Annotated in this window: 20 protein-coding genes; 10 read left to right on the top strand and 10 right to left on the bottom strand. The window is 52.9% G+C overall.

The genetic code is table 11. The features are described 5' to 3' along the window. Positions 1-107: 107 nt before the first annotated feature. A complete protein-coding gene (locus ACMYSL_RS07710) occupies positions 108-1301 on the top strand; it encodes an ROK family transcriptional regulator (RefSeq protein WP_434662064.1) in 1194 nt (397 codons plus the stop codon). A gap of 74 nt (positions 1302-1375) precedes the next feature. Beyond that, a complete protein-coding gene (locus ACMYSL_RS07705) occupies positions 1376-1798 on the top strand; it encodes a DoxX family protein (RefSeq protein WP_112215502.1) in 423 nt (140 codons plus the stop codon). Positions 1799-1858: 60 nt separating this feature from the next. On the opposite strand, the gene glyA is transcribed toward ACMYSL_RS07705, so the two are convergent. Continuing rightward, complete coding sequence (glyA, locus tag ACMYSL_RS07700) at positions 1859-3112, bottom strand: serine hydroxymethyltransferase (protein ID WP_112215441.1); 1254 nt, start codon at positions 3110-3112, stop codon at positions 1859-1861. Between the two features lie 326 nt (positions 3113-3438). Between glyA and hmpA the strand changes: the two genes are divergently transcribed. Beyond that, positions 3439-4629, top strand: a complete 1191-nt coding sequence (gene hmpA / locus ACMYSL_RS07695) for an NO-inducible flavohemoprotein (protein ID WP_434662062.1) — start codon at positions 3439-3441, stop codon at positions 4627-4629. Positions 4630-4672: 43 nt separating this feature from the next. Here the strand turns inward: hmpA and ACMYSL_RS07690 are convergent, their stop codons facing one another. Beyond that, the gene (locus ACMYSL_RS07690; RefSeq protein WP_181485312.1) at positions 4673-5677 is read right to left on the bottom strand and encodes a LacI family DNA-binding transcriptional regulator; all 1005 of its coding nucleotides are present in this window, start codon (positions 5675-5677) and stop codon (positions 4673-4675) included. 393 nt (positions 5678-6070) lie between these two features. Between ACMYSL_RS07690 and ACMYSL_RS07685 the strand changes: the two genes are divergently transcribed. Genes ACMYSL_RS07685 through ACMYSL_RS07665 form a run of 5 tightly spaced genes read left to right on the top strand, consistent with a single transcriptional unit; the run spans position 6071 to position 10632 of the window. After that, positions 6071-6577, top strand: coding sequence for an ureidoglycolate lyase (locus ACMYSL_RS07685; RefSeq protein ID WP_434662060.1), 507 nt, complete (start codon positions 6071-6073; stop codon positions 6575-6577). Further along, positions 6564-7475 (top strand): PfkB family carbohydrate kinase, encoded by a 912-nt coding sequence (locus tag ACMYSL_RS07680; RefSeq protein ID WP_434662059.1) that lies wholly within the window; start codon positions 6564-6566, stop codon positions 7473-7475. Before ACMYSL_RS07685 ends, ACMYSL_RS07680 begins: the two co-directional genes overlap by 14 nt. After that, on the top strand, positions 7475-8791 hold the full coding sequence (locus ACMYSL_RS07675) for an MFS transporter (protein ID WP_182207667.1): 1317 nt from the start codon (positions 7475-7477) through the stop codon (positions 8789-8791). Before ACMYSL_RS07680 ends, ACMYSL_RS07675 begins: the two co-directional genes overlap by 1 nt. 42 nt (positions 8792-8833) lie before the next feature. Next, complete coding sequence (locus ACMYSL_RS07670) at positions 8834-9499, top strand: transaldolase family protein (RefSeq protein WP_181485309.1); 666 nt, start codon at positions 8834-8836, stop codon at positions 9497-9499. 26 nt (positions 9500-9525) lie between these two features. Beyond that, positions 9526-10632, top strand: a complete 1107-nt coding sequence (locus tag ACMYSL_RS07665; RefSeq protein ID WP_434662057.1) for a glycerol dehydrogenase — start codon at positions 9526-9528, stop codon at positions 10630-10632. Positions 10633-10709: 77 nt separating this feature from the next. Here the strand turns inward: ACMYSL_RS07665 and glnB are convergent, their stop codons facing one another. From glnB to purL, 5 genes are all read right to left on the bottom strand, one after another. Further along, the gene (gene glnB, locus ACMYSL_RS07660) at positions 10710-11048 is read right to left on the bottom strand and encodes a nitrogen regulatory protein P-II (RefSeq protein ID WP_041146740.1); all 339 of its coding nucleotides are present in this window, start codon (positions 11046-11048) and stop codon (positions 10710-10712) included. A gap of 65 nt (positions 11049-11113) precedes the next feature. Then, the gene (glrR, locus tag ACMYSL_RS07655) at positions 11114-12451 is read right to left on the bottom strand and encodes a two-component system response regulator GlrR (RefSeq protein WP_181485307.1); all 1338 of its coding nucleotides are present in this window, start codon (positions 12449-12451) and stop codon (positions 11114-11116) included. Beyond that, positions 12438-13142, bottom strand: a complete 705-nt coding sequence (gene qseG, locus ACMYSL_RS07650) for a two-component system QseEF-associated lipoprotein QseG (RefSeq protein ID WP_182207569.1) — start codon at positions 13140-13142, stop codon at positions 12438-12440. Before qseG ends, glrR begins: the two co-directional genes overlap by 14 nt. 17 nt (positions 13143-13159) lie before the next feature. After that, a complete protein-coding gene (locus tag ACMYSL_RS07645; RefSeq protein WP_434662055.1) occupies positions 13160-14596 on the bottom strand; it encodes a sensor histidine kinase in 1437 nt (478 codons plus the stop codon). Positions 14597-15159: 563 nt separating this feature from the next. Next, positions 15160-19047, bottom strand: coding sequence for a phosphoribosylformylglycinamidine synthase (gene purL / locus ACMYSL_RS07640; RefSeq protein ID WP_434662053.1), 3888 nt, complete (start codon positions 19045-19047; stop codon positions 15160-15162). Between the two features lie 172 nt (positions 19048-19219). On the opposite strand from purL, the gene mltF reads away from it, so the two are divergent. Then, on the top strand, positions 19220-20836 hold the full coding sequence (mltF, locus tag ACMYSL_RS07635) for a membrane-bound lytic murein transglycosylase MltF (RefSeq protein WP_182240887.1): 1617 nt from the start codon (positions 19220-19222) through the stop codon (positions 20834-20836). Here the strand turns inward: mltF and tadA are convergent. Together tadA and yfhb are read right to left on the bottom strand one after the other, a co-directional pair. Then, the gene (gene tadA, locus ACMYSL_RS07630; protein ID WP_434662051.1) at positions 20833-21339 is read right to left on the bottom strand and encodes a tRNA adenosine(34) deaminase TadA; all 507 of its coding nucleotides are present in this window, start codon (positions 21337-21339) and stop codon (positions 20833-20835) included. The genes mltF and tadA overlap by 4 nt on opposite strands. A gap of 59 nt (positions 21340-21398) precedes the next feature. Further along, on the bottom strand, positions 21399-22022 hold the full coding sequence (gene yfhb, locus ACMYSL_RS07625) for a phosphatidylglycerophosphatase C (protein WP_167492856.1): 624 nt from the start codon (positions 22020-22022) through the stop codon (positions 21399-21401). A gap of 225 nt (positions 22023-22247) precedes the next feature. On the opposite strand from yfhb, the gene ACMYSL_RS07620 reads away from it, so the two are divergent. Continuing rightward, positions 22248-23096, top strand: a complete 849-nt coding sequence (locus tag ACMYSL_RS07620; protein WP_304252848.1) for a MurR/RpiR family transcriptional regulator — start codon at positions 22248-22250, stop codon at positions 23094-23096. 39 nt (positions 23097-23135) lie between these two features. On the opposite strand, the gene ACMYSL_RS07615 is transcribed toward ACMYSL_RS07620, so the two are convergent. Next, positions 23136-24053 carry an oxidoreductase gene (locus ACMYSL_RS07615; protein ID WP_182207575.1) on the bottom strand — a complete coding sequence of 306 codons (918 nt, stop codon included), beginning with the start codon at positions 24051-24053 and terminating at the stop codon, positions 23136-23138. Positions 24054-24063: the final 10 nt, after the last annotated feature.

Genomic DNA, 24063 nt, shown 5'->3' with positions numbered 1-24063 from the left:
CAAAGTTAACAAGACATACTGAAGTGAAATAATGAGAGCAGTTTAATAGACAGAATCACGGCTTTTACGCACAATAATCACGCAATTCAGTTAACAAGGTTTAGTTTATGAAAGCCTGTATTAACAATCAGCAGATTCGTCATTACAACAAAGGCGTACTACTGGAATACCTGTATCGCAAGAAACGGGCTAGTAAATCGACACTCGCACGGCTGGCGCAAATCTCTATCCCTGCGGTCAGTAATATTCTCCAGGAGCTGGAGGAGGAAGGACGCGTCGTTAACGTACAGGACGATCGTCTGTCGCGCGGGCATAGCAGCGGAGCCTGGCTTATCGCACCCGATGGCGACTGGACCTTGTGCATGAACATCACGCCAACCAGCATCGAGTGTCAGCTTGGTAACGCCTGCCTGAGCGCGAAAGGTGATGTGGAATACCATGCCATTGATGCCCCTACCCCTCAGGCATTGTTGGCTGCCATTGAGAAATGCTGGCATCAGTTCCGTAAGCATTGGCCAAATCGCAAAATCAATCTGGCGCTGGCGGTTCATGGACAGGTTGATGCGGGAACGGGAGTCTCACAAACCATGCCGCAGGCTCCCTGGAAGCAGCCCGTGGAGATGAAATATCTGCTGGAGGAAAAGCTCAATGTGCGCGTCATGGTCGATAACGACTGCGTGATGCTGGCGCTGGCGGAAAAATGGCAAAACGACGGGCAGTACCGGGATTTTTGCGTGATCAACGTTGATTACGGTATTGGCTCCTCATTCGTTATCAACGACCAGGTCTGGCGCGGTAGCCTTTACGGCAGTGGACAAATCGGCCACACGATTATCAATCCTGATGGTGTGGCCTGCGACTGCGGGCGATACGGCTGCCTGGAGACCGTAGCCTCCCTCAGCGCCTTAAAAAAACAGGCAAGGATGTGGCTTAAAACGCAGCCCGACCTCGCGGATAATCCAGAAGCGCTCACCATCGATGCCTTAATTGAAAAATGGCAGCAGGGTGATTCCCGGTTGCATACATGGGTTGAGGACTCGGCAAATGCCATCGGGCTTAGCCTCTACAACTTCCTCAATATATTAAATATAAACAATATCTTATTGTACGGTCGTAGCTGCGGCTTTGGCGAGGAATGGCTAAATACCATCATCAAACAAACTGGTTTCAATCCGTTTGATCACCGTGATGCCCCGCGAACCCGCGCTACTCAAATCGGCTTTGGCAAGCTGAGCCGCGCACAGCAGCTAATGGGGATCGGTTATCTGTACGTTGAGGAGCAGTTACAAACGCTGCGTTAATCGCGAGCGGCGCGTGGCGGAGCGCAAAATTGTGTATTACGTTTAAATCACACGTCTCTCATAACGAGCTGATTATGAACACACTACGCTATTTTGATTTTGGCTCTTCCCGCTCCCTGCTGCTGTTGATTGCCCGTATCGCGGTGGTGGTTCTGTTTATTCTTTTTGGCTACCCAAAACTGCTGGGCTTTAGCGGTACGGTGCAATATATGGCTTCATCCGGCGCGCCGATGCCGACGCTGGCGGCGATTATTGCCATCATTATGGAAGTTCCGGCGGCCATTTTGATTGTCCTTGGGTTTTTCACCCGCCCGCTGGCGGTGCTGTTTATTTTTTATACCCTGGGCACGGCGGTTATTGGTCATCACTATTGGGATATGTCCGGCGATGCGGTACTGCCGAATATGATTAACTTCTGGAAAAACGTCAGTATTGCCGGAGCCTTCCTGCTACTGGCGATAACCGGGCCTGGCGCTATTTCACTCGACCGGCGTTAATCCCCCAGACGCAAAAAAGGCCGCAATCGCGGCCTTTTTTTCGCTTTAAACAACTCAGCGTTATGCGTAAACCGGGAAGCGTGCGCAGATATCCAGCACTTTACCCTTCACGCGCTCAATGACCGCTTCGTCATTGATGTTGTCCAGCACGTCGCACATCCAGCCAGCCAGCTCTTTCACTTCCGCTTCTTTAAAGCCGCGACGAGTGACTGCCGGAGAACCGATACGGATACCGGACGTCACGAACGGGCTCTTCGGATCGTTCGGTACGCTGTTTTTGTTGACGGTGATGTTGGCACGACCCAGCGCCGCGTCAGCTTCTTTACCGGTCAGGTTTTTGTCGACCAGATCCAGCAGGAACAGGTGGTTTTCAGTGCCGCCAGACACCACTTTGTAGCCGCGGTTCAGGAACACTTCCACCATCGCTTTGGCGTTTTTCGCAACCTGCTGCTGGTAGACTTTGAACTCTGGTTCCATCGCTTCTTTCAGCGCTACGGCTTTCGCCGCGATGACGTGCATCAGCGGGCCGCCCTGAGCGCTTGGGAATACGGCTGAGTTCAGTTTTTTGTACAGCTCTTCGCTACCGCCTTTCGCCAGGATCAGGCCGCCGCGCGGACCCGCCAGGGTTTTGTGGGTAGTCGTGGTGACAACGTGAGCGTGCGGAACCGGGTTCGGGTAAACGTCAGCAGCAATAAGACCGGCAACGTGGGCCATATCAACGAACAGGTATGCGCCAATGCTGTCTGCGATTTCACGCATTTTTGCCCAGTCAACCACACCAGAGTATGCGGAGAAGCCGCCGATAATCATCTTCGGTTTGTGGGTCTGCGCCTGCTTCGCCATGTCCTCATAGTCAATTTTACCGGACTCATCGATGCCGTAAGGGATGATGTTGTACAGTTTACCGGAGAAGTTAACCGGGGAGCCGTGAGTCAGGTGACCACCCTGCGCCAGGTTCATACCCAGAACGGTATCGCCCGGTTGCAGCAGCGCGGTGTAGACCGCGAAGTTAGCCTGGGAACCGGAGTGCGGCTGAACGTTAGCGTAGTCGGCGCCGAACAGCTCTTTTGCGCGGTCGATAGCCAGTTGTTCAACGATATCAACGTATTCGCAGCCGCCGTAGTAGCGCTTGCCCGGATATCCTTCAGCGTATTTGTTGGTCAGCTGAGAACCCTGCGCCTGCATAACACGCGGGCTGGTGTAGTTCTCGGAGGCGATCAGTTCGATGTGCTCTTCCTGACGTACTTTTTCCTGCTCCATAGCCTGCCACAGTTCGGCATCATAATCGGCAATGTTCATTTCACGCTTTAACATCCGCATCTCCTGACTCAGCTAACGATAAAATTTCGGCCTAAAAAGGCGGTCCAATCGGACAACGGCCCACAGTATAACTGAATCATTCTGTGATAACAGGTCTTGACAAATGATTTTACGCAAACGATTGGCTCCGCATTACACAAGGCTTTGAGCAATAACGCTCCTGAGATTATCAACGGATTTCTTTTCAGGTTTGTGATGCAAATAATTCATGTTGTAACCACCTTACGGCAAAGTGTTAAAGAACCATTTACAAAGCAGGGTTATTTTTATAAGATGCATTTAAAATACATTATTAAAATGACTCATATAAGGAAGCTGCTATGCTCGACGCCCAAACCATCGCAACGGTGAAAGCCACCATTCCCCTGCTGGTTGAAACCGGTCCAAAGCTGACCGCCCATTTTTACGATCGCATGTTTACGCATAACCCTGAACTCAAAGAAATTTTTAACATGAGTAACCAGCGCAATGGCGATCAGCGTGAAGCACTGTTTAACGCGATTGCCGCCTATGCCAGTAATCTTGAGAACCTGCCCGCCCTGCTGCCGGCGGTCGAGAAAATTGCTCAAAAGCATACCAGCTTCCAGATCCAACCAGAGCAGTACAACATTGTCGGTACCCATCTGCTGGCCACCCTGGACGAAATGTTCAATCCAGGCCAGGAAGTGCTGGACGCCTGGGGCAAAGCTTACGGCGTGTTGGCCAACGTCTTTATCAATCGTGAAGCGGAAATCTACAGTGAAAGCGCCAGCAAAGCCGGCGGCTGGGAAGGGACTCGTGCGTTCCGCATCGTGAAGAAAACCCCGCGCAGCGCACTCATCACCAGCTTTGAATTTGAACCTGTCGACGGCGGTGCGGTGGCTGAATATCATCCAGGTCAGTATCTGGCGGTCTGGCTGAAGCCGGAAGGTTTTCCGCATCAGGAAATCCGTCAGTACTCCCTGACCCGCAAGCCTGATGGCAAGGGTTACCGCATTGCGGTGAAACGTGAAGATAGCGGTCAGGTGTCGAGCTGGCTGCATAACTCAGCCAAAGAAGGGGATGTGATTTATCTGGCGGCACCAGCAGGTGATTTCTTCCTCAACGTCGCCCCGCAAACGCCAGTCACGCTGATCTCCGGCGGCGTCGGCCAAACGCCGATGCTGGCGATGCTGGATGTTCTGGCGAAAGCGCAGCATCCGGCCCAGGTTAACTGGTTCCATGCCGCAGAAAACGGTGACGTTCACGCCTTTGCTGACGAGGTAAAAGCGCTGGGGGCAAGCCTGCCGAAGTTTGCTTCTCACGTCTGGTACCGCAGCCCGAGCGAAGCAGACCGCCAGGCGGCACAGTTTAATAGCGAAGGTTTGATGGATTTATCGGCGCTCGCCGACAAGCTCAGCGACCCGCAGATGCAGTTTTATCTGTGCGGCCCGGTGGCGTTTATGCAGTTTGCCGCGAAGCAGTTGGTTGAGCTGGGCGTAAACAGCGAGAACATTCATTACGAGTGCTTCGGCCCGCATAAGGTGCTGTAAGCCACTTTAGATGACGGGCCGGGAAACCGGCCTGTCAACGTCGCTACCCTACTTTCGCTACCGACTGTCTGACGATCAGGTCTGCAGTCAGGCGCTTAACGCTCTTGGTTCTCTTTTCTTTGTTTTCAATTTTAGAAATCAACAATTTGGCTGCGGTCAGACCCAGTTGATATGCAGGCTGCTTAATGACCGTCAACGGAGTCGGGAAAAAGCTTGCCCACCTGGGGTCATCAAACATCAGAAAAGAGATATCTTCCGGAACCGCCAGACCACATTTGTAAATAGCAGAAATAACCCCTTCACCAATAAAATCGTTAGCCGCAATAATGGCGGAAGGTCTGTTTTTACCCGTCAGAAAATTGATGACCTCACTGCTGGTTCTGGACTGTAACTTATCCGTGTCTTTAACCAACAAAACGTCGTGGGTAATATTTGAATCGGCTTCAGCTATTGCGCTTTTAAACCCACTCAAGCGCTCATCAAATGTAGTAATCGCTAAATCACCGGTACAGTAGAGTATGTTTCTGTGCCCCTGGCTGATGAGATAGTTGGTTGCGAGCTTCATGCTTTCATGGTTGCTAATCAACACCTGGTCGCTTGAATCGAGGCCGGACAGGCGGTCAACTTCAACAATCGGCAGATGCGCCAGGGGTCTGATGTTATTTATCGATTGATGCGTCGGGACAATGATAAGCCCCTGAAGCATATTGCTTTTTAGCAAATCGATAAGTTCCCGCTCGGTATTTTCATCTTCTGAGGAAGTGCCAAAAATCACGGTATAGCCATTATCAATTGCCACTTTCTGGATAGCAGTGATGATTTCACCGTGAAATAAGTTAGTAATATCGGAAACGATCACGCCAATCGTTTTCGACTCACCGCTGCGCAGTTTTCTGGCTATAACGTTAACCTCATACCCTACTTCCTGCGCGGCGAGTAACACTTTTTCTCGGGTCTCTTTGGTCACCAGCCCCGAATCGCGCAATGCTCTTGAAACAGTAGAGTTAGATAAATTAAGTTTTTTAGCGATATCTGCAATGCTTGCCATATTTCTCTCTTAAGACGATCCGTCGTTCTTTTCACCCATTGACCCTGGAGCCTACGCCAGGCCATTCACGTATTCTGGCACGCCCCTTGAGTCCTGACATCCAATTAAACCCTTTAGCTATTCAACAGGTTACTTCACATACCTGTTTTCTGGCAATTCCTGTCGCCCTGAACGGAGAAAGCTCTCACCTGGATGACGATCGCAATCTGTGATCGTTCTCTCTTTTTGATCTTCTCTCGCCAGGCTAGAATGCCCACAAATGACAACGTTGTCATTTTAAAATAAAAGCCAAAAACAAAGAATCAATTACGTAAAAACAATTAGATAACACAGTAGAAATGACAATTTAAAAACGTTAAAAGACAACGTTTTCATTAATCAGGAGTATTGAAAATGCTAACCATCCCATTGATCGAAGCCACAGCAGAAAACCTGGCCCCTTACGCCAAACTCATCGGTTTACCGGCAAACAGAACCCCCTCTGTTGACCGTACCGACATCACTTACTTTCACGATGTCTGCGATGCCAATGACTTCACCGAAATACCGGTCGCCAGCTTCCTGAAAGCGAAACCGCATCCCTTCACGCTTGCCAATATTGAACGCCATATGCAGACCGAAGAGGCCGTTATCCCCTTGACCGGCGAGAGCGTAATCGTCCTCGGGCCAGTGGGTGAATTTGATATCAACAAACTGGTCGCCATCCACCTTGATGGCTCTTACGGCATTATCATGCGCCGCAACGCCTGGCACTTTGCCCCGTATCCCCTACATGGAGAAAACGCTACTTATATGCTGCTGTCCGGCCGCCACACGCCTGACGATATCGAAGTGCTGGATATTGAGACGGTGATTGTGCCCGAGGTGAAAAAGGGGGAGTACACCAATGCTCCATGCTAAACCTTCATGCCTGTTAGCCTGTGAAATCCTCTGGGACTGCGTTGAAGGCCACCCTCCTCAACAGGGTGGAGCAACCCTTAACGTGGCTTATCATCTGCAAAAATTAGGCTGCAGAACGGTCCCTGTATCCAGCGTGGGTAGCGACAAGCTCGGCAACCAGTCGCTCAGCATCATTAAAAATGACTGGCGCTGCGACGTCAGCGAAATCAAGGTCCTTAAGGATGTGGGAACGGGGATTGTGGATGTCAAAATTGATGCAGCAGGCGATGCCTCCTATGACATTCATACTCCCGCCGCCTGGGACTACATTAGCATCAGCCACAATGCGGAAAACCTCGCCAGCAGCGCCTTTGTTTACGGGTCTGTCGCTTTGCGTAGCACGTTCAACCAGAAATCCTTTGCTGATTTTCTGCAAATATATCAGGGACTAAAGTGTTTTGACGTTAACTTACGCGAAGGACAAAACGATATTCAGATTGTCGGTGAGTTTTTACAGCGAGCGGATTTCATTAAGTTAAACGAAAGTGAACTGGACAAGATTGCCCGCCATTTCAATATTGTGGCTGAAAAAATCGAAGAGCTGATATACGCGCTGGTGGACATTATTGGCGACAAAATTATCTGTATCACCCGAGGGGATAAACACCCAGTTCTCTACCGGGAAGGACATATTTATTCAGGACAAGCTATCCGGGTAAACGTTAAAAACACTATCGGTGCCGGCGACGCATTCTTCGCAGCGATGATCAATGCCTTAATTAATCCGCAATTTGAACCCATCGCGGCGCTATATAAGGCATCAGCATTGGGATCATGGGTTGCCACTAAAGAAGGCGCGCAGCCGGAATATGATAACGACATTATAGAAAAACTTTTTAACGACCAGGCGGTGCTGTGATGAAAAAAACAGGATTGTTCGTTTCTCCAGATGGTAATAACCAATTCAAGATATTTTGCATCATCTCTATGCTGTTTCTTGTTCTTGGATTCAGCACCGGCATGATCGATATCCTTAATAAACACTTTCAAAACACGCTAGAGATCACCAAAGCGAAGTCGGCGCTTATTCAGTTCGCGAACTATATTAGCTATTTCTTCGTCGCTATTCCTGCGGGGATCCTGGCACAGCGCTATGGGTATAAATCCGGCATTATTATCGGACTCGTGCTGATTATGTGCGGTACCAGTACGTTTATGCTGGCGACAGTGCATGGTGAGTATATGTTCTTTCTTACCGGTATTTTCATCCTCGCGGCTGGGCTGACCTTTATCGAAACCATTGCCAACCCTTACGTCATTGTCCTCGGGAATAAAGACGGCGGAGCGGCAAGGCTGAACATATCGCAATCCATCGCCGGTCTGGGCCTAATCTTTGGCCCACTGATTGGCGGCCATTTTGTCCTTTCCGCGACCGGGGAAGTTTCTAAGACTAACGACGGGTTATTCATACCCTATCTGGGGATTTTCCTCGCGGTGACCCTGATTCTATTGGTCTTCTTCAGAACCAAAGTCCCCGAAGTTGTACCTGAAGCAGATGAGCGAATCAACGCGAGCGAGAAACCCTTTTGGCAGCTACCGCATTTTATTTTCGCCGTCATCGCCCAGTTCTTATATGTCGCGGGGCAGACGGGCATCTTCAGTTTCTTTATCAACTACGTTGTCGAACACTCACCGGCCATGACGCTGAGTCTCGCTAGCATGCTGCCTTCGACATGGACCTGGAACGCGGGAAGTTTCTACCAAATAACCGAACGCGGCGCGTCGCAGATCCTGGCCTTCGGCGGATTCGGGCTCTTTATGATTGGTCGCCTGACCGGAGGAATGCTGCTGAGTAAAATTAAAACTCAGGTTGTTCTTTCAACGTTTGCCCTAATCAACTCCGTGCTGATGGTCATTATCATTTACTCAGATGGTTATCTGGCGACCATTTCTTTAGTACTTAGTTTTTATTTTATGTCGATCATGTTCCCGGCTATTTTCTCACTCGGCATTGCGGGCCTTGGCGGACAAACCAAAAAAGCCTCTTCAATTATTGTTATGTCTATCGTAGGTGGTGCCGTTATGCCGATGATCATGGGGGCTATTGCCGACCATTACGATATGGCTACCGGATTTATTATGCCGCTAATCTGCTTTGTGTTCATTTTATTTTATGCCTTAACCTGGACCAGGTTATATCGTGGACAACATGTTGAAATCGCGACCACTCACTAATTAGTAAAATAAAATTCATTTTAATTAATCAGGAATAACTCTATGAAAATCTATATTGATACTGCCGATCTTAATGAAATAAAGCTGCTTGAGGAGAATTTACCGCTGGCTGGCGTAACCATGAATCCCAGCATCACGGCGAAATCAGGTATTGCGCTATCGGTGCTTATTCCGCAAATTCGCGCCGTACTGGGTAAGGACAGAATGATATTCGCCCAGGTTATTGCCTCCGATTGCGCAGGTATGGTGGAAGAAGCTCGCCGCCTGAGCGCAATGGATGAGAATATTGTCATCAAAATTCCCGTCACATCTGAAGGTTTGAAAGCGATAAAAAAACTGAAAGCCCATCAGGTCAGAACGCTGGGAACCGCCGTCTATACCACCACCCAGGGATTGTTAGCCGCGCTGGCTGGTGCAGAATATGTCGCACCCTATTTCAACCGCATTGAAGCGCTATCTGGCAACGGCATTGAAATTGTCAGCGCTCTGGTTAAGGCGCTTGCCTTACATGCCCCGCACTGCAAAGTGTTCGGTGCCAGCTACAAAAACAATCAACAGTTCCTTGATTGCCTGCTGGCAGGCTGCGAGTGCATCACGCTGCCCACTGATCTTGCAAAAAATCTCCTGCAAAACCCGGCTGTCGATGCTGCCGTCGCCCAGTTTCAGCATGACTGGCAATCCGCTTACGGAAGCCTTGCCATTAAATAGTCAGCGTTTCAATCAAGGAGAAGATCATGAGCGCAAAAATCATTCAGTCGCCGGGTAAATATATTCAGGGGGCCGGGCTTTTAAGTTCGGTTGCAACTTATGTAAAACACCTTAACGCTAAATTTTTAATTCTTGGCGATGCTTTCGTATTGGGATTAACGCAAGACCGGCTTAGCACCAGTTTTGAAGAGGCAAAGATCGCCTGCCAATTTTCGACGTTTAACGGTGAGTGTTCGCGCAATGCCATCACAGCCATTCAGTCTGAAGCCGAAGAAAATCAGTGCACGGCGATTATCGGTATTGGCGGTGGGAAAACGATCGATGCGGCAAAAGCAGTAGCGTACTACCTGAATTTGCCGCTGGTCATTATCCCGACGATTGCTTCTACCGATGCGCCGTGCAGTTCCTGGTCCGTGCTCTATACCGATGATGGTGAATTCGACGCTTACCTCGACCTGCCTTTCAACCCAACGCTGGTACTGGTGGATACGCAGGTAGTCGCCAATGCGCCTGCACGGCTACTGGCAGCAGGTATCGGGGATGCGCTGGCGACCTGGTTCGAAGCCCGCGCCTGTTTGCAAAGCTCGGCCACAACGATGGCTGGCGGACACCCCACCGTCGCCGCAACGGGTATTGCCAGACAGTGTTATGAGACGCTGCTTGCTGATGCCAAAAAAGCCTTGCTCGCCGTCGAGCGCAACGTGGTAACCGAAGCCGTAGAGCACATTGTCGAAGCGAATACTTATTTAAGCGGCGTAGGTTTTGAGAGCGGCGGCCTGGCGGCAGCCCACGCTATCCACAATGGTTTTACCGTATTAGAAGAAACGCATGCGATGTATCACGGTGAAAAAGTGGCGTTCGGCACGTTAACCCAGCTGATCCTGGAAAATGCGCCGACTGAAGAACTCAATACCGTTCTACAGCTGTGCATTGATGTCGGTCTGCCGGTAACGCTCAGGCAGTTGAACGTCACTGAAGATGTCGAAAATAAGATGCGTAAAGTTGCCGAGCTGGCCTGCGTGAAAGGAGAGACGATTCACAATATGCCGTTTAAAATCACTGAGGATAGCGTTTATGCGGCCCTGCTCGCCGCTGACAGCTATGGATCTGCGTTTATCAAAGCAAAAGCATAACTGAACGCCATTGACAGAGACAAACAGCCCCGGTCGCATGATACGACCGGGGCTGTTTGATAACTTAGTTTGAAAACTCAAATCGCTTCGTCGTCTTCTTCACCGGTACGAATACGAATCACGCGCGCAACGTCGAAGACAAAGATTTTGCCATCGCCAATTTTGCCCGTCTGTGCCGTGCGGATAATAGTATCGACGCAGGTATCGACGATGTCATCAGTAACGACAATTTCGATTTTCACTTTCGGCAGAAAATCCACCATGTACTCCGCGCCGCGATACAGCTCGGTGTGCCCCTTCTGACGGCCAAAGCCTTTCACTTCCGTTACCGTCATCCCGGTGATGCCGACTTCGGCCAGCGCTTCACGCACGTCATCCAGTTTGAATGGTTTAATAATCGCATCAATCTTTTTCATGGTGTTCCTGTCTTAGTCGCGTAACCGGTTGCTAACCGTATCATAACTTGCGTCATCTTGCGGAGCTACTCTTTAAAGTCGTTGGCTTCAAGCTCGTGGCGCGACAGCAGCTTATAAAACTCCGTGCGGTTACGCCCTGCCATCCGCGCCGCATGCGTGACATTACCCTTGGTAATTTGCAGCAGCTTACGCAGGTAATTCAGCTCAAACTGATTACGCGCCTCAACAAACGTCGGCAGAGCGGTATTTTCCCCCTCCAGCGCCTGCTCCACCAGCGCATCGCTGATCACCGGCGAGGAAGTCAGCGCCACGCACTGCTCAATCACGTTCACCAGTTGGCGTACGTTCCCCGGCCATTTGGCGGCCATCAGCCGCTTCATTGCATCCGTGGAGAAAGCGCGAACAAACGGTTTATGGCGATCGGCGGACTGGCGCAGCAGATGGTTAGCCAGTAGCGGGATATCTTCTGTGCGATCGGCCAGCGGGGGAATTTTCAGATTCACCACGTTCAGGCGATAAAACAGATCTTCACGAAACTCACCGCGGGCCATCGCTTTCGGCAGATCGCGGTGGGTAGCGGAGATAATCCGCACGTCAATATCAATATCGCGATTGCTGCCCAGCGGGCGTACTTTGCGCTCCTGCAGGACGCGCAACAGTTTCACCTGTAGCGCCACCGGCATATCGCCTATCTCATCAAGAAACAGCGTGCCGCCTTCGGCTGCCTGAAACAATCCTTCACGGCTGCTGACCGCGCCGGTAAAAGCACCGCGCGCGTGACCAAATAGTTCCGATTCCAGCAGTTGTTCGGGTAGCGCTCCACAGTTAATAGCGATAAAAGGTTTATCGTGGCGCGGGCTGGCGTTATGAATGGCCTGGGCGACAATCTCTTTGCCGGTGCCGCTTTGGCCGTTAATCAGCACGCTCACGTCCGATTGCGCCACCATCCCGGCCTGCTCAAGCAAGCGCTGCATCAGCGGGCTGCGGGTGACAATCGCCTGACGCCAGCGCTCGTCGGTGGTCGGCGCGCTCTGCTCCAGCGCATCGTCGATAGCTTTATACAGCGCGTCTTTGTCCACCGGCTTGGTCAGGAAACTGAATACTCCCTGCTGAGTCGCTGCGACGGCATCAGGAATGGAACCGTGCGCGGTCAGGATAATCACCGGCATCCCCGGCTGGACCTTCTGAATTTCACTGAACAGCTGTAGGCCGTCCATCTCGTCCATCCGCAGGTCGCTGACGACCAGATCCACTTTCTCGCGACCCAAAATACGCAACGCCTCCGGGCCGCTTTCGGCAGTGACCACACGATATCCTTCGCTGATAAGACGCATCCCCAGCAGCTTCAACAAGCCCGGATCGTCGTCTACGAGCAGCAGATGGGCGGGTTTACGGATCGTCATGAATCACCTCCGGGACTTTCTCGCTGCCGTGCCCGGCATCAGAACTGAAATTGCCTCCAGGCTTACGGCTGGAGAGCTGGCGCTCAATATCGGTGAGGTTTTCCAGCTTACGGGTGGTGAGCTCAAGCTGGCTGCGTAACTCCAGCTCCTGCTGGCGCAGCGCCTCAAGCTCGGCATCGCTGGATTGCTGCAATTTGGCGTAGCGCGAACGCTCATCAACCAATTGAAGTTGTCGGCCCTGCCCTTCGCGCCAGAGCTGGTAAAGCGGGCGTACCTGCGCGGCGATTTGCGGGCTGAAAGTATCCAGACGATTCACCAGCGCCCGGCGTTCATCTGGCGTAATTTTGGCATCCGCCAGCAAAATACCGCGCTTAAAAGCATCCTGCCAGCTGTCATCATTATGCAGCTTAGCTTCCGCACGCGCCTGCGCCGGGGCCAGACGATCTGCGCAATCGATCCCCCGCAACCAGTAGAGCGGGTTTTTATCGCTGGCCTCATTTTTCAGATTCCAGATGTCGGCGCACTCTACCGAGAGAAAATCGGCGACCTGATGCTGCGGCAGCGCGGAGAGCGTTTTACCATCCGCGGCCTGTGGTGATGTGGAGGCGGAACATCCCGCCAGCGCCAGGCAAGAAATACCTGACAGCAGCCATCCCCTAAGAGGACGGACAAATGCGAAGAAGTGGGACATATTCACCCAATATTAATTTATGCGTTGTTTTTTCCAGGCTCAGCGGCGGGCAGCGTGATACGAAAACAGATAAGCCCGGATTTATCATCCACCAGGCTCAGCTCGCCCTGCATTTGCCGTACACAGTCACGAGCGATGCTTAGCCCCAGACCGCTGCCTTTTACCGCCCCTTTACGCTGGTGGCTTCCCTGATAAAAAGGCTCGAAAATCATCTGTTTTTCCGCAGGCGGGATCGGCTCGCCATTATTGATAACGTCAATGCGCACTTGCTCGCCGTGCCGGTAGCTATGAATACGGATGTTACCGGATTCAGCACCATAGTGCACCGCATTGGAATAGAGATTATCCAGTACGCTCACCAGAAGTTCGGGCTCCGCCAGGCAGAAGCGCTCGGTGAGCGTCAATTCGGTTTGCATCATTTTAGCTCTTGCCGGCAGGCTATGGGCGGAAACCACATTGTCCACCAGCTCAGCGAGATTGACCGTCTCACGTGCAACCGGGCCATCGGCCTGCTGCCGGTTGTAATCCAGCAGTTGTTCGATCAGCTTTTGTAGATTGCGGCTGCTACTATCCAGAATCTCCACGATCTCCTGCTGTTCGGGCGTGAGCGGCCCGGCCACGCGGTCAGCGAGCAGTTCCGTCCCTTCACGCATGCTGGCCAGCGGCGTTTTCAGCTCATGGGAAAGATGGCGCAAAAACTGATGACGCTGGGATTCCAGCCAGGCAAGACGTTCGCTCAGCCAAATAATGCGTTTGCCGACGGATCTCAGCTCTCGCGGGCCGGTAAACATCGCGGCATCATCCAGCGATTTTCCTTCACCCAGCCGATTAATCATTCTCTGAATACCTTTCACCGGGCCGATAATCATGCGGGTGAAAAGCAGCACCAGGGCCAGGCTGAGCAGAAACAGAACCAGCGCCTGCCAGCCGAAAAACTGGCCGCGTTCGGCAATCTCCTGTTGTAGCTGCTGCCCGCGAGAGTAGATCACCGTTCGGGTCGCCTGGACCATATCGCTGTTGGCAGCGGCAAAAGCTTCCAGGCTGGCGGCAGATTTCGCCGTCGGACCGCTATTTTTGCACTGGAGCTCCGCCAGATCGTCGAGCTCCTGACGTAGCGCCTGCCAGATTTTTTCATCCGGCAGGACACCCGCGTGAGCATCAAGCATTTCATTGTAGCGCTTACGCTGATTTTGATAGACCCGCGCCAGGGTTGGATCATCCAGCACGCAATACTGCCGGTAGCTGCGCTCCATCTCCAGCGCAGCATTGATCATCGCCTCGCTGCGCCGGGCGTCGATAAGAGTAGTGCGATTGATATGCGCCGCCTGCGCGCTCAGCGCGTTAAGGCTTTGCCACGCCTGCCAGGCCAGAACCAATAGCGGGAGCAGGATCAGCACAAAGGAGAGCGTGACCAGTTGGCGCAGTGAACGGGGGAACAGGGAGAGTCGCTTCAAGGATATCGTCTCAATCATTAGCTCACTACGATGCTAACTGAGGACGCAATAAACATCTACGCCAGAAATAATAAAGCCAGGCTACAAGAGCCTGGCTTTATTAAGCAATGAGGCGGTGCCTTACTCGACGTTTCGCCCGATGACTGATAAAGCAGAGCTGTTATCAGGAGTTGGACGGCAGGCACCTGTTTGTGCGTCATTCGAGGTTTATGTAGCGCTTCCCGAGGGGGCTGACATAAGAAGGTGAATGAGCCACTGGTTATAATTATGCACGAACTATGCCACATCACAAAACATTTTATTAACACAATGAAAAATAATGTCTTTTTACTACTTTATCACTGTAATGATGATGGTTGCTATTTGTGCAAAGTGTCGCTAATTAGCAACACCGAATAAGTGATTTATTAACACCATTTTAAATCAATGAGTTAAGTGTCACCTTTTGACGACACGGCTATTACACGTTTGTCGGCGATCCCCGACACCTTTTTCCCACGCTCATCACAAACAAAAAAGCCCCCTGCGATTACAGGAGGCTTAATGAGGTGTGCGAAGAAGACTTAGCCCAGCTGTTTACGCGCGTTGCGGAAAATACGCATCCACGGGCTGTCCTCGCCCCAGTTTTCCGGATGCCAGGAGTTCGACACGGTACGGAATACGCGCTCCGGGTGCGGCATCATGATAGTCGCGCGTCCACTTTCGCTGGTTACGGCGGTGATGCCGTTCGCCGAGCCGTTCGGGTTGGCCGGATAGTTTTCCGTCACCTTACCGAAGTTATCAACGAAGCGCAGCGCTACCAGGCCTTTGCTCTCCAGCTGCGCCAGATGCGCGCCATCGCGGACTTCAACCTGCCCTTCACCGTGAGATACGGCAATTGGCATCATTGAACCGACCATCCCCTGCAACAGCAGCGACGGGCTTTGGGTCACTTCAACCAGGCTGAAACGAGCTTCAAAACGGTCAGAGTGGTTGCGCACAAAGCGCGGCCACAGGTCGCTGCCGGGGATGAGCTCACGCAGGTTTGACATCATCTGACAGCCGTTGCACACACCCAGCGCCAATGTCTGTGGGCGATGGAAGAAAGTGGCAAACTCGTCGCGTACGCGGTCATTGAACAGAATAGATTTCGCCCAGCCTTCACCCGCGCCTAAAACATCACCGTAGGAGAAACCGCCGCAGGCGACCAGCGCCTGGAAATCAGCAAGACCGGTACGGCCCGCCAGCAGGTCGCTCATATGCACGTCGATAGCATCAAAGCCCGCACGATGGAACGCTGCCGCCATTTCTACATGGGAGTTCACGCCCTGCTCGCGCAGCACAGCGACCTTCGGACGCGCGCCGCTAGCGATATAAGGTGCCGCGATGTCCTCGTTGATATCGAAGGAAAGCTTCACGTTGAGGCCTGGATCGTTGTCGTTAGCCTTCGCGTCATGTTCCTGGTCGGCACATTCCGGGTTATCGCGCAGACGCTGCATTTGCCAGGTCGTCTCAGCCCACCACATACGCAGCGTGGTGCGGCTTTCGCTAAATACCGGATGACTATCGGCGGCGATAACAAAGCGGTCGCCCGCCGTCGCCTGTCCGAGGTAGTGAACGCAATCTGCCAGGCCATTCGCCGCCAGCAGCGCTTCGACCGCCTGACGATCGGCGGCACGAACCTGAATCACGCCCCCCAGCTCTTCGTTAAACAGCGCAGCCAGATGGTCATTGCCGAGCGCGGCGATATCCACATTGACGCCACAGTGACCAGCAAAGGCCATTTCAGCCAGGGTCACCAGTAGGCCGCCATCGGAACGGTCATGCCAGGCCAGCAGCTTATCTTCAGCCACCAGCGTCTGCATCGACTCCCAGAAACCTTTCAACTGAGCAACATCGCGCACGTCCGCGGTAACATCGCCTAGCTGACGGTAAACCTGCGCCAGCGCGGTGGCGCCCAGCGCATTTTTGCCTTTGCCCAAATCAATCAGCAGCAGGGCGTTATCAACGGTCGCGAGCTGCGGGGTCACGGTGCGGCGCACATCTTCCACGCGAGCAAAGGCAGAAATCACCAGCGACAGCGGGGAGGTCATTTCGCGCTGCTCGTTGCCTTCCTGCCAGCGGGTTTTCATCGACATAGAGTCTTTACCCACTGGAATCGTCAGTCCCAGAGCCGGGCACAGCTCTTCACCAACTGCTTTAACGGCTTCATATAAACCAGCGTCTTCACCCGGGTGACCGGCCGCGGCCATCCAGTTTGCCGACAGCTTCACGCGATTGAGCGCGCCAATCTGCGTCGCGGCAATATTCGTTAGCGCTTCGCCAACCGCCAGGCGGGCAGAAGCGGCAAAGTCCAGCAGCGCAACCGGAGCACGTTCACCAATTGACATGGCTTCACCGTAATAGCTATCGAGGCTGGCGGTGGTTACCGCGCAGTTAGCGACCGGGATCTGCCACGGGCCGACCATCTGATCGCGGGCGACCATGCCGGTCACGGTGCGGTCACCGATGGTGACAAGGAAGGTTTTCTCCGCCACGGTCGGCAGATGCAGCACGCGGTTCACCGCGTCGGCAATAGTTATGCCCTGGCGATCCAGACTCTGACCCTGCGCTTTCAGCGTCTGCACATCGCGGGTCATTTTCGGCGTTTTACCCAGCAGCACGTCGAGCGGCAGATCAATCGGTCGATCGTCAAAATGGGTATCGTCAAGGCTCAGGTGCATCGCTTCAGTCGCTTCGCCAATAACCGCGTACGGCGCACGCTCACGTCGGCATAGTTCATCAAACAGCGGCAACTGCTCCGGTGCAACGGCCATGACGTAACGTTCCTGCGATTCGTTACACCAGATTTCCAGCGGGCTCATGCCCGGCTCGTCGCTGAGGATGTCGCGCAGCTGGAATTTACCGCCGCGGCCACCATCGCTCACCAGCTCCGGCATGGCATTGGACAAACCGCCAGCGCCGACATCATGGATAAACAGAATCGGGTTGGCATCACCCAACTGCCAACAGCGGTCGATAACTTCCTGGCAGCGACGTTCCATTTCCGGGTTGTCGCGCTGTACGGAGGCAAAATCCAGGTCTGCGTCAGACTGTCCCGACGCCATTGAAGAAGCAGCGCCGCCGCCGAGGCCAATGTTCATCGCCGGGCCGCCAAGAACAATCAGCTTCGCGCCAACAACAATCTCCCCCTTCTGCACGTGTTCGCCGCGAATGTTGCCGATACCGCCCGCCAGCATGATGGGCTTGTGATAACCGCGCAGCTCTTCGCCGTTGTGGCTGGTCACTTTCTCTTCATAGGTGCGGAAATAACCGTTCAGCGCCGGGCGACCAAATTCGTTGTTAAACGCCGCACCGCCCAGAGGGCCATCGGTCATGATATCCAGCGCGGTCACAATACGATCCGGCTTGCCGAAATCTTCTTCCCACGGCTGCTCAAAGCCCGGAATACGCAGGTTAGAGACGGAGAAACCCACCAGCCCCGCTTTCGGCTTAGCGCCACGACCGGTCGCGCCTTCGTCACGGATTTCACCGCCGGAACCGGTCGCCGCGCCCGGCCACGGAGAGATCGCCGTCGGGTGGTTGTGGGTTTCGACCTTCATCAAAATATGCGCGTCTTCCTGGTGGAAGTCGTAGCGACCCGTTTCGTGGTCAGCAAAGTAACGTCCCACCGCCGAACCTTCCATTACCGCGGCGTTATCTTTATAGGCCGACAGCACGTAGTCCGGAGTTTTCTCAAAGGTGTTTTTGATCATCTTGAACAGCGACTTCGGCTGCTGCTCGCCATCAATGACCCAATCGGCGTTAAAAATCTTGTGTCGGCAGTGCTCGGAGTTGGCCTGCGCGAACATATAGAGTTCGATATCGTTCGGGTTACGGCCCAGCTTATGGAAGGCATCCTGCAGATAGTCGATTTCGTCATCCGCCAGCGCCAGCCCCAGACGGAGGTTGGCGTCAATCAGCGCCTGACGACCCTGTCCCAGCAGGTCAACGCTGGTTACCGGGGTCGGCTGATGGTGAGCAAACAGCTTTTCGCCCTCTTCCAGCGCATCAAATACGCTTTCCATCATTCGATCGTGCAGTTCAGCCGCCACCAGCGCCCACTGCTCTTCAGTCAGGCTGCTCGCTTCAACGTAGTACACAACGCCGCGCTCCAGGCGTACAACCTGAGACAGGCCGCAGTTATGGGCGATGTCGGTAGCTTTTGAAGACCAGGGAGAGATAGTGCCAGGACGGGGGGTAACGAGCAGTAGCTTGCCGGTTGGGGTATGGCTGCTTAAGTTCGGGCCATATTTTAGCAACCTCGCCAGATTCTCACGATCGTCGCCGCTTAGCGGGGCGCTGAGATCGGCAAAATGAACATACTCGGCATATATAGTGCTTACCGGAAGGTTGGCCGCCTGGAAACGTGCCAGCAGTTTATTGATACGGAATGCCGACAGTGCAGGTGAACCACGCAAAATTTCCATCATAAGTCTCTCGTCTTCGAAGCTTTCAGGGTGAGCCGGGGGAAACGGGCGCCATTATAGTGAATCCTGCGTCCCGACGAAACCGTTTGCGTAGAAATAAAATGGTTGCCAGGGTTTATCAATAAATGTGACCCGACTCGCGAATAAGTTGCCAACTGGCGCATTCTTAAGCAAAATGCCGCTCATTCGACGACAACCTTTTACTTTTTCTGGTCATAGTCTGCTGAGGAACGCAAAGCTGCAGAAGATTAACTATCTGAAAAAACTAAAGATTAATTATCTGCTCATCGGCATTGTAACCCTCTTGCTGGCGGCTGCCCTGTGGCCGTCTCTCCCGTGGATGGGGAAACCAGAGAACCGTGTGGCGGGGATTATGGCGCGCGGAGAACTGCGCATCAGCACCATTAATTCGCCAATGACCTTCGCGACCATCAATGACAAAACCTACGGTTTCGATTATGAGCTGGCACAGCAGTTTGCCAACTACCTTGGGGTCGAGCTGAAGGTGACCGTCCGACAAAATATCAGCCAGTTATTCGACGATCTTGATGAGGGAAAAGCCGACATGCTGGCGGCGGGTCTGGTCTACAACTCTGAACGGATAAAGAACTATCAGGCCGGGCCAACCTACTATTCCGTTTCGCAACAACTGGTGTATCGCAAAGGCAGCCTGCGCCCGCGCAGCCTCGCTAATCTTACCGCTGAGCAGTTGGCTATCGCCCCCGGGCACGTGGCGATTAATGACCTGCAGGCATTAAAAGAACAAAAATATCCGGACCTCGACTGGCGCGTGGATGATAAACGCGGCACCACGGCGCTGATGCAGGCGGTGATCGACGGTAAGCTCGATTACACCATCGCGGATTCGGTCGCCGTCAGTCTGTTCCAGCGCGTCCACCCGGAACTGGCCGTCGCGCTGGATATCAGCGATGAGCAGCCGGTGACCTGGTTTAGTGAAAAAGGCGAAGACAACTCGCTGTCGGCAGCGATGCTCGATTTCTTCAATAACATTAATGAAGACGGCATCCTTGCACGACTGGAAGAGAAATACCTCGGCCACGGTAACGATTTTGACTATGTTGATACGCGCACCTTCCTGCGCGCCGTGGAGAACGTCCTCCCTGACCTACAGCCGATGTTTGAAAAATATGCCCGGCAGATAGACTGGCGCCTGCTGGCGGCCATCTCATGGCAGGAGTCGCATTGGGACCCTCAGGCTACCTCTCCGACCGGCGTACGCGGAATAATGATGCTCACCCGCAATACCGCCCAGAGCCTGGGACTGACCGACCGTACCGACGCAGACCAAAGCCTCGACGGCGGCATGCGTTATCTACAGGATATGATGAGTAAGGTGCCCGACTCCGTTCCCAAAGACGAACGTATCTGGTTTGCGCTGGCGGCTTACAATATGGGCTACGCGCATATGCTTGACGCGATGGCGCTAACCAAAAAGCAGAAAGGTAATCCCAATAGCTGGGCCGATGTGAAGCAGCGTCTGCCGCTGCTGAGCCAGAAAAACTATTACAGTCGGCTGAAGTACGGCTTTGCGCGCGGTCATGAGGCCTACGCCTACGTCGAGAATATCCGCAAATACCATATCAGCCTTGTGGGCTACCTCTCTGAGAAAGAGAGAAAAGAGGCGCAGATTGCGGCGCTTGGCGAACACTATCCGGCGGTCATGCCGGATGAGTTAAATAAAGAAGAACAGTACGCCATGTCCTTTTTCAGCTTTCGCGCCGAAACGCTGGTCGATAACGCAAAATTTAAAATCCCAGGACTGGGCCATTAATCTTCCGTTTGCTGACGCGCCTTTTTAAGCATTTTTTTCTCTTCGCGCCGCCAGCGGAAAAAATCGCTCAGCATACCAGAGCACTGTTCTGCCAGGAGTCCTTCGGTTATCTCTACCCGATGATTCATCCCCGGATGATGCAGCACGTCGATAAGCGATCCGGCAGCGCCGGTTTTCGCATCCCTGGCACCGAATACCAGCCGTGAAATGCGGCTATGTACCATCGCCCCGGCGCACATTACACAAGGCTCCAGGGTGACGTACAGCGTCGCGTCAACCAGACGGTAGTTTTGCAGCACCATCCCACCCTGGCGCAACGCCATAATCTCAGCATGCGCAGTAGGATCGTGACGGCCAATTGGCCGGTTCCAGCCTTCACCGATGACCTGATGATTGTGCACCAGCACCGCGCCGACCGGCACCTCGCCCTCTTCCCAGGCGCGTTTCGCCAGCGTCAAAGCATGACGCATCCAGTATTCATCATTTAATTCATGGTCAGACAAAGCGGGCACTCCTGCGGAAAAAGCGGGGCGCATTATACATGGGCGCTATGTATTACACACTATTCTAACTGCTGAAGATCGCCCTGTGGGGTTACTCGCCAGCGGTGCTGGCAAAAATAGAGCAGCGGATTGTCCTGTTCGCTGTCGCTATAACCACTATACAAGCGCAGCGGAGCACCGATTTTTTGCTCCAGTTGCGCGACTTTTTCGTTACCCAGACAGCGCAGCGTTAAAACCCAGCCGCCGCAACGGCGCTCCATCCGACTGGCAATCAGATTCACCCGTGGCAACCATGCAGTATCAAAATAGACCTGCTCCACCAGCGACTGCGGCGACCCGGTAATCAACCAAACGTCCGCATCGGTACTGGTCAGATAATCCGTCAACCGTGACTGAACGACGGGAAAAGCCGTGACATGCTGCCGGAACCAGTGAACAAAACTCGCCTCAAGACGTTTCAGATGCCTCTCACTGCGCCCGAAAGTCGTAGCCCACAGCAGCAGGCTCATCGGCCAGCGTGCGGCCCGACCGTTTAGCAACAGTCCGGCAAGAATAACGGGCAACAGAGGAAGAACCAGCAGCGTATTCAACGGCTGATGACGTAACACATAGCGCAAGAAACTGCCGAACATATCCTGCTGATGCAAGGTGCCATCCAGATCAAAGAAAACCACTCGCCGCATGCTACTATTCAAAACCGACTCCTCTGGATTAACACCTCGATAACCAATAGCTTAACAGCCTTACGCATTGAATAGCGAAAACATCCGCCATCGTTGAGCCGGGATTAAGGTAAAACCTGCTTGCAGAGAAATCTGAACGGTTGAATTTTTAATTCGCACTATTCCCCTTATAATTGAATACAAAATTCTTTCAGCCGAGGGTGAAAGCTGTCCTCCGGAGCCGCTATGAACTGTTTGACCCGAATCCGCCAACGCTACCCCACGCTGGCCGCAAGTGATAAAAAACTGGCCGATTTTATTCTGGCCCAACCGGATCAAACCCGCCACCTCAGCTCTCAGCAGCTGGCGGGCGAAGCCGGAGTCAGCCAGTCGAGCGTGGTAAAATTCGCGCAGAAGATGGGTTTTAAAGGTTTCCCGGCGTTGAAACTGGCATTAAGCGAAGCATTGGCTAGCGCCCCCTCTCCGCAATCCGTACCGGTGCATAACCAGATTCGCGGAGATGATCCTCTCCGACTGGTGGGCGAAAAGCTGATTAAAGATAATATTGCAGCAATGCATGCCTCTCTGGACGTCAACAGCGAAGAAAAGCTACTGGAAGCCGTTGCGCTACTGCGTAATGCCCGGCGGGTCATTATTACCGGTATTGGCGCATCGGGCCTGGTGGCGAGGAACTTTAGCTGGAAGCTGATGAAAATCGGTATTAACGCCGTTTCTGAGCAGGATATGCACGCCCTTCTGGCAACAGTACAGGCGATGGCGGCAGACGATCTGCTGCTGGCCATCTCCTACTCTGGTGAGCGACGCGAAATTAATATGGCGGCAGGTGAAGCATTGCGAGTGGGGAGCCAGATCCTGGCGATCACCGGTTTTAACCCCAACGCCCTTCAACAGCAGGCAACTCTGTGCCTGTATACCATCGCTGAAGAGCAGGCTACGCGCAGCGCCGCGATCTCCTCCACCAGCGCGCAAATGATGCTGGCCGACCTGCTGTTTATGGGGCTGGTCCAGCAGGATCTCGAGCGCGCCCCGGATCGCATTCGTCACAGTGAAGCGCTGGTGAAAAAACTGGTCTGAAAGCGGGCTCTTCTGCATTTCGCAAAAGAGCCCCTGGATTTATTGCGCTTCTTTGGCGTGAATCAGCTGAGTCAGAAGCTTGTTAACCGGTACGGCAATATTGTTCTGCATCCCAATACGCGCAATCGCCCCATTTAAATAGTCAATTTCAGTGAGCCGCCCTTTATGTAAATCCTGATACATAGAAGGATAATGATGGCCGCTTTCGCGCGGGTCGAATACTTTTTTGACCGTATTCATCACCATTTCCTGAGTCAACGGAATATTCTGACTGGCTGCTACCAGTACAAACTCATCCACCACTGCCTGCGCTAAATCTAATGCTCCAGGTCGACTGCCAAAACCACCAACATTACAATCCAGCAGTGCGCAATAGGTATTCATTACGCTATTAAAAGCCGCTTTCTTCCAGATTGATAATAATACGTCAGGGCTAATTTCCGCATTCAGCCCGGCGCTATTGAGGGCGGCAATGACTCTGGATTCCTGGTCAGCATCCTGGCTGGCAATAGGCTGCAGCTCAATCGTCCCCGTGCCGGTGGCCATAATATGTCCGGCACCTTCCAGTTCGCTCGACCATAACGTGACACCAGCATAAATTTTTTCCCGATCAACATAGTTTGCCAGCGTTTCAATATTTCCCAGACCATTAGATAAAATCATCACGACTTTCGCAGTGGGTAGCAGCGGCTTAATCCTCTGTAGCATGCTGTCCAGTTGCATGGCTTTGGTAAACAGAATAACCAGTTCAAATTCCCCCTGCGCCTTATCGGCCATAACTGCGGGTATCGGATAATACTGTTGAGTCGTTTCCGTTTCGACAAACAATCCCTTACTGCAAATAGCATCAACATGTTCCTGCCAGCTATCGATAAGCGTCACGTCATGTCCGGCAGCCAGTAGCATATAGCCAAAACGACACCCCATAGCCCCTGCACCTGCGATTGCAATTTTCATCTTTATTTCC

The sequence above is a fragment of the Klebsiella sp. MISC125 genome, from assembly GCF_051131775.1.
Classification (GTDB): Bacteria; Pseudomonadota; Gammaproteobacteria; order Enterobacterales; family Enterobacteriaceae; genus Klebsiella.
Note: the sequence above shows the minus strand (reverse complement) of the source record. Positions and strands in the feature narration are given on the sequence as shown.

What these genes read in the sequence shown, in the direction of transcription:
- ACMYSL_RS07675 (WP_182207667.1), top strand. Translation starts at nt 7,475, where the DNA reads ATGAAAAAAACAGGATTGTTCGTTTCTCCAGATGGTAATAACCAATTC.
- ACMYSL_RS07705 (WP_112215502.1), top strand. Translation starts at nt 1,376, where the DNA reads ATGAACACACTACGCTATTTTGATTTTGGCTCTTCCCGCTCCCTGCTG.
- ACMYSL_RS07690 (WP_181485312.1), bottom strand. Translation starts at nt 5,677, where the DNA reads ATGGCAAGCATTGCAGATATCGCTAAAAAACTTAATTTATCTAACTCT.
- yfhb (WP_167492856.1), bottom strand. Translation starts at nt 22,022, where the DNA reads ATGCGGCGAGTGGTTTTCTTTGATCTGGATGGCACCTTGCATCAGCAG.
- ACMYSL_RS07685 (WP_434662060.1), top strand. Translation starts at nt 6,071, where the DNA reads ATGCTAACCATCCCATTGATCGAAGCCACAGCAGAAAACCTGGCCCCT.
- mltF (WP_182240887.1), top strand. Translation starts at nt 19,220, where the DNA reads ATGCCGCTCATTCGACGACAACCTTTTACTTTTTCTGGTCATAGTCTG.
- glyA (WP_112215441.1), bottom strand. Translation starts at nt 3,112, where the DNA reads ATGTTAAAGCGTGAAATGAACATTGCCGATTATGATGCCGAACTGTGG.
- ACMYSL_RS07620 (WP_304252848.1), top strand. Translation starts at nt 22,248, where the DNA reads ATGAACTGTTTGACCCGAATCCGCCAACGCTACCCCACGCTGGCCGCA.
- ACMYSL_RS07665 (WP_434662057.1), top strand. Translation starts at nt 9,526, where the DNA reads ATGAGCGCAAAAATCATTCAGTCGCCGGGTAAATATATTCAGGGGGCC.
- qseG (WP_182207569.1), bottom strand. Translation starts at nt 13,142, where the DNA reads ATGTCCCACTTCTTCGCATTTGTCCGTCCTCTTAGGGGATGGCTGCTG.
- purL (WP_434662053.1), bottom strand. Translation starts at nt 19,047, where the DNA reads ATGATGGAAATTTTGCGTGGTTCACCTGCACTGTCGGCATTCCGTATC.
- glrR (WP_181485307.1), bottom strand. Translation starts at nt 12,451, where the DNA reads ATGACGATCCGTAAACCCGCCCATCTGCTGCTCGTAGACGACGATCCG.
- ACMYSL_RS07710 (WP_434662064.1), top strand. Translation starts at nt 108, where the DNA reads ATGAAAGCCTGTATTAACAATCAGCAGATTCGTCATTACAACAAAGGC.
- ACMYSL_RS07670 (WP_181485309.1), top strand. Translation starts at nt 8,834, where the DNA reads ATGAAAATCTATATTGATACTGCCGATCTTAATGAAATAAAGCTGCTT.
- glnB (WP_041146740.1), bottom strand. Translation starts at nt 11,048, where the DNA reads ATGAAAAAGATTGATGCGATTATTAAACCATTCAAACTGGATGACGTG.
- hmpA (WP_434662062.1), top strand. Translation starts at nt 3,439, where the DNA reads ATGCTCGACGCCCAAACCATCGCAACGGTGAAAGCCACCATTCCCCTG.
- ACMYSL_RS07680 (WP_434662059.1), top strand. Translation starts at nt 6,564, where the DNA reads ATGCTCCATGCTAAACCTTCATGCCTGTTAGCCTGTGAAATCCTCTGG.
- ACMYSL_RS07615 (WP_182207575.1), bottom strand. Translation starts at nt 24,053, where the DNA reads ATGAAAATTGCAATCGCAGGTGCAGGGGCTATGGGGTGTCGTTTTGGC.